This is a genomic window from Pseudomonas sp. NPDC047961 (assembly GCF_050272435.1).
Taxonomy (GTDB): Bacteria; Pseudomonadota; Gammaproteobacteria; order Pseudomonadales; family Pseudomonadaceae; genus Stutzerimonas.
In genome coordinates this window covers 1-4,810 of sequence record NZ_JBNNMD010000013.1, presented here as the reverse complement: position 1 = coordinate 4,810, position 4,810 = coordinate 1, and the positions used below count along the sequence as shown (strand labels likewise).

The window sequence follows — 4,810 nt, the reverse complement described above, 5'->3', positions numbered from 1 at the left end:
ACATCGTCGAAACCGGTAACGAGTCCTATCGCCTGCAACACAGTAGCTTGGCGGCCCAGGCCAAGATCAAATCACGGGAGCGAAAGCGTAAGGGCAGCCAGGAACCGGAGGGCGACGAGCCGTTTTGACTTTGCCGAAAGGGTGGCCTGCTGCATGACTGGATGTGGCAGGTCTTCGACTACGGCATTGGGATATCGAAAGGGAGGATTCAAAAGTAGTCTCACTGGTAGACTTATCCACAGTTGCTGATGCTGAAATCAGCAATCCGCCCTGGGTCAAATTTCAATCGGCAGGGTGGGTCAATTTTCCATCAGCGCCAACACCCATAAACCCCGAGCTCCGTCAGTGATCGCTCCAGGGCGACCTTTGACATGCCCGACTTTCGCAGCATCGCGGAGAAAAGGTACTCCACTAAATCAACCGAAACCCGGATAGGAAAGTTTTTCCGGCCGGTAGCCGCATGGCGCCTCAGCTCATGAAGAACAAGCTCGAATGCTTCTGCTGGTTCAACGACCGAATAGTCTGGCAGTTGCATACCTCACTCTCTGGCTATCAGACACACCTGTGAAAAACGTGTCCTAGTAGGTCGCTCACTCCCTGGCTGAATCTGGAAACCTTCCAGAGCAACCGAGCGACAGTCGCCATGAGCATCGATTACGAGACCATCCAGAACATTCAAAACTTAGCAGATGACGTACTGATCGGCGTAGCCGAAGTTGCGGCGCTGACAGGCTTCAGCGTGCTTACGGTCCGTCAGCGCAAACTACCCGGCCTAGAGCCAGTGCCAGGGCTTTCGCGCCTAAGGTGGAGACTAGGAGACTTGCGACTCTGGATGCGCACCGGGCCGAAGCTCAATGTTGTCACGCCGTTGGAGGGCCCAAAGGCGAAGAGCAAAGCAGGACGCCCCACCAAGAAGGCTCAGGTGGAGGCACACAAATGAGCGATTTAAGAATAACTACTAGTGAACCCGGCAGCGGCGAACAGCGAATGAAGCCAAACACCTACTGGTTTCATATATTTCAATCCATGATCGATCAAGAGTTAGCGATCCTTGGCCCGGATGCATTCACTGTCTATTGCGTGATCAAATCCCACTGCAACATTCAAACAGGAGTTTCCATAGCCGCAATCGAAACGATCGCTAGAAAGGCGGGCATTAGCCCGCGCCACGTGATGCGTCAGATCAAAAAGCTGGAAAGCAAAGGCTACATCAGTAAATCTCGAGCTCGTAAATACAACGAGTATCGGCTGATTGAAAAAGTCGTGATTTCCGATGGCAACGGTTGCCGCCACGGTCATGCACAATGGGATTATCGGCCACTCCAAATCGAAAGCACCGTCAAGGAGCTCAAGCGCAGGCTGCTCGACATGGAGACATCTACCCGGAGCATCCGGCCCGGAGAAGAACAGACGGTCCAGAGGCAGACCAAAATAGGCGTCCAGATAACTCAGGCAGAGCTCGACAATTTAGCGTTAAACAACCCGCACCTGCATAGGACGCTAATACATCTCCGTGATGAAATGAGAAAACGCCGTGACGGGTAATAAGACAAGTTATGCACAGGTCAGTCAGTCACCTGACTATTTGACAGAGGTCGTAGGAGATAAAATGTCGGGCAGGCAGTTCAACATCGCTAACCGGTGACAATCAGTCACTCATACAAGAAGAGATTAAAAGCTATACCGGTCCGACGCAGTACCCAACTCTTGTAATCCGGAGGGCCATCCTGTGGTCCATCGGCGCCTTTAGCCAATGACCGCTTTCGGCCAAAAGCAGCCGTTAGGGCGAGCTACCGACTGTGCTTCTGCCTACAAGTATTTATCGTAAAACTGTAGCGCTGCTCTGTTCGGGGGGGGGCTGGTCAACGGACGTCTTGCGCCATGGCTGAATCATTGGCATATGCGGGGTAGGCTGCTTGCCACTGTACTGGTAACGCATGCGGCAGCACCAATGCCTTGCCACAGCAAGCTAGATGAGAGGCTTACACCAACCGGCCAAAGCGGTAGAGTAAGTTTGTTTTCTCAACCTGATATGGATGTCTTATGGATTTGATTCTGCTGCCCAAGAAGTCAGAAGGACTTAGTCTGGGAGAAATTTACCAACGGGCATTGGGCCGCTCGAAAGAGCTGTATATTGTTAGTGCGTACCTTACGGAGTGGGGTATCGAAGAGGGGATCGGTAGCCAATGCGAGTCTTTTCTTTTCATTGTCGGAAAAGACTTCGGCATCACTCGTAAGAATGCCTGCCGAGCTGTCCTGAAATGGCTTCCTGCTGACCGCCATCAGGAGTTCATGGTGGCAGAGTCGATCAACGGGTTTCACCCGAAGGCGATGTTCTGGCGTGAGTTAGACAGTAAGTGCTATGCGCTGCTCGGCTCGTCCAATCTGACCAAAGCCGCTTTCTCCACCAACTACGAGGCCAATGGCTTTTCGGCCATCTCCGATGAGCAGTTTGAGTTGTCCTTGGAGTGGATTGAGCAGGTGCACGGGGTAAGCGTCACTCTGGATGAAACCTGGCTCAATAAGTATGAGGAAGCGCGTCAGCCTGCGCGTGGCGGTAGACCCAAGACAGACGAGCCTGTGGATGGCGAGGAGGTTTATCACCTTCCGTTACCGGCTATACGTAAGCTCAAGGGCTATCAGCTCTACTTGGAGCAGCGTCGCGACCAAATGAAAATGTTCCGCAGACGCAGGGCGGAGCTAGAGGCGTTGTTTCGCACGACCAGTAGGGCCAGAAACTGGAATGAAGCGCGATCTGATGACTTCTACTACAAGCTCAGTTCTCTTTGGTTTTTCGGTGAGGAAGGTAGCCGCTTTCAAGGTAAGGGATGGGAGCGAAGGGGGCGCAATAGTGACTTTCGTGAGCTATCCAAAAGCTTGGTTCATGTTCTCGATGCCCCGTTCGCAAGCCGCGATAGAGTAGTGATCAGAGAGATTAATCGTCTGACCCAGCTTCGCATACCAACCCGAGGTGCCCTGTTTTCTGAAATGCTTTGTCAGTTCTTCCCAAAACATTACTTCGTTCTTAATAGCCCCGTCCGCGACTGGTTCGAAGGACTGGACTTTTCATTCCCCAGGGGGCTTAGCAAGGGGGAACGCTATGTAAATAGAGCTCGCCTTCTTCGGGCTGCTCTTGATCGAGCAGAGAACTATCCTGCAGAAAGTTTAGCTGAGCTGGATTGCATAATTTGGTTCGCTTCTACCTGAGATCTATTGCGAGCTCAATTGAGTTTACGCTCGAAATACCACAGAAAATGCTCGGATCAATGCGGTGGAGGTAGCATAGGTCTATAGCCTCGACTTTTAGACGCCTGCGGCTGAGCTCGAAGCACTGTCTGAGGTAAGCAGGACTCCGGCAGGCATATCTCAGCAACCACCGGACGCAATCCTTTACGCCAGAGATGAGCAATGCTGTGAGTGAGTGAAGACTAAATTTCCGGCTTCAAATCAAATGAATAAACGGGAAGCCCTGGACTCAATATTCCACACTCGCCATACGCAATCTTGAAACAGCCACTTTCGCCCCAGCCGACTCCGCGACTGTTTTTGCCTATCCAGCAACCCTGCAGGTTATCGAAACCGATCAAAATCACTGCATGTTGGTAGGGAGTGTTTATTTTGGGTGCGTAGTAGATCCCTCCGCCGTACTCAGCCCAAAAATCATCATACAGATACATATGAGCGATCACTGGTCCATATCGAACAATCTCTTCCTTCACCTCGTTCCCATTCTCAAAACGATAGAAAGACGAGACTTCAAACCTCCCAGTTTTATCTAGCACCGAGCATTGCTTTGGAGCATCTAGTGTCTGATCTCCTGCCACTGACCGCGGCACACCTTCTTTTTTCAATCGCCCAGCCAGCCAGGCCGCGTTGGTACCCATTCCGGATTCCAGTCGTAAGAGGCAGTAATGAAGATAGCTGGGCGAAAGGGGGATCGACGCAAGCCCTGCGAGGCGTCTGCGGGAATCCGCCACTGCACAGGCTGCGTGGGACACGCAGGCAGCCACCGCCCGTTGATCTGTGGCTGGCCCTATGATGCCGTACTCCCGTCCATCGTATTTCGCTGGGATTGAGCTTGTGGCTGGCTGTCGGCGCTCAAAGAGGTCCGACTGCATCTGCGGCAAGGATTTCTCGTTGGTACTTACGCCTGTTGGCAAAGCCAGCGCAGACATTGGCGCTATGAGCCGAACCCAACTATCTCGTTGGGTATCAGGGCGATTATTCGACATTTGTCTTCCTCTAGAGCCCAGCTTGCGTTTTGGCCTCATCCAATGTCCGGCGTGCTTGGATGTTAGCGAGCTCTGCCTGCAGCAGAGCGGTGTCAGCCGAAAATGCGGAGGTTGCTTCGGCCAGCGCCTGATCACTTGGATTCAACGCTTTCTTTGCATCTTCCAGATCTTTCTGAGCCGTCAGAAGCTCCGTCTCAGCTTTCACTTCCTCAAGCTTCCTTGACGCCGTCGCTTTTCGCACCTGAATGGCGCTGTCTACTAGCGACTCTACTGTCGAAGCCGCCACTTCAGCAGATGCGGAAGCTTTCAAACCGACCTTGGAAGGGGCGCCGGCCTCGTTGAACGTAGCAACTATCGTCTTATTCGAGAAAGCCGTGCTTTTAAGCGGAATTGTGAACACTGCTCCTAGTTGGCTAATCATTGCGTCATGTCTACTTATAACATCCTCCTCAAGCCGCATAACGTTGTCTGACTTCTTCCAAGACTGTTGGCGCTGATGGAAAATTGACCCACCCTGCCGATTGAAATTTGACCCAGGGCGGATTGCTGATTTTGTTACCAGCAACTGTGGATAAGTC

The 4,810-nt window shown here is 52.3% G+C and carries 6 protein-coding genes and 1 pseudogene; 4 read left to right on the top strand and 3 right to left on the bottom strand.

All coding sequences use genetic code 11. The features are described from left to right. The 4 genes and pseudogenes from ACQKIK_RS22505 to ACQKIK_RS22490 form a co-directional block, all read left to right on the top strand. A pseudogene (locus ACQKIK_RS22505) lies at window positions 1-128 on the top strand (AAA family ATPase); the annotation flags it as partial. 515 nt (window positions 129-643) lie between these two features. Next, complete coding sequence (locus tag ACQKIK_RS22500; protein ID WP_499137453.1) at window positions 644-940, top strand: helix-turn-helix transcriptional regulator; 297 nt, start codon at window positions 644-646, stop codon at window positions 938-940. Then, the gene (locus tag ACQKIK_RS22495; protein ID WP_499137452.1) at window positions 937-1,545 is read left to right on the top strand and encodes a helix-turn-helix domain-containing protein; all 609 of its coding nucleotides are present in this window, start codon (window positions 937-939) and stop codon (window positions 1,543-1,545) included. Before ACQKIK_RS22500 ends, ACQKIK_RS22495 begins: the two co-directional genes overlap by 4 nt. A 498-nt stretch (window positions 1,546-2,043) precedes the next feature. Then, the gene (locus tag ACQKIK_RS22490; protein WP_499137450.1) at window positions 2,044-3,207 is read left to right on the top strand and encodes a phospholipase D family protein; all 1,164 of its coding nucleotides are present in this window, start codon (window positions 2,044-2,046) and stop codon (window positions 3,205-3,207) included. On the opposite strand, the gene ACQKIK_RS22485 is transcribed toward ACQKIK_RS22490, so the two are convergent. From ACQKIK_RS22485 to ACQKIK_RS22475, 3 genes are all read right to left on the bottom strand, one after another. After that, window positions 3,200-3,373 carry an aldo/keto reductase gene (locus ACQKIK_RS22485; protein ID WP_499137448.1) on the bottom strand — a complete coding sequence of 58 codons (174 nt, stop codon included), beginning with the start codon at window positions 3,371-3,373 and terminating at the stop codon, window positions 3,200-3,202. The two genes, ACQKIK_RS22490 and ACQKIK_RS22485, sit on opposite strands and share 8 nt — an antisense overlap. Before the next feature lie 55 nt (window positions 3,374-3,428). After that, window positions 3,429-4,118 (bottom strand): C1 family peptidase, encoded by a 690-nt coding sequence (locus tag ACQKIK_RS22480; RefSeq protein WP_499137455.1) that lies wholly within the window; start codon window positions 4,116-4,118, stop codon window positions 3,429-3,431. Between the two features lie 124 nt (window positions 4,119-4,242). Beyond that, window positions 4,243-4,810 (bottom strand): hypothetical protein (locus ACQKIK_RS22475; protein ID WP_499137447.1); only part of this gene is annotated, 568 nt, incomplete at its 5' end.

Excerpts from the sequence above, each read along its gene's own strand:
- ACQKIK_RS22480 (WP_499137455.1), bottom strand. The coding sequence starts at position 4,118 with ATGCAGTCGGACCTCTTTGAGCGCCGACAGCCAGCCACAAGCTCAATC.
- ACQKIK_RS22490 (WP_499137450.1), top strand. The coding sequence starts at position 2,044 with ATGGATTTGATTCTGCTGCCCAAGAAGTCAGAAGGACTTAGTCTGGGA.
- ACQKIK_RS22500 (WP_499137453.1), top strand. The coding sequence starts at position 644 with ATGAGCATCGATTACGAGACCATCCAGAACATTCAAAACTTAGCAGAT.
- ACQKIK_RS22495 (WP_499137452.1), top strand. The coding sequence starts at position 937 with ATGAGCGATTTAAGAATAACTACTAGTGAACCCGGCAGCGGCGAACAG.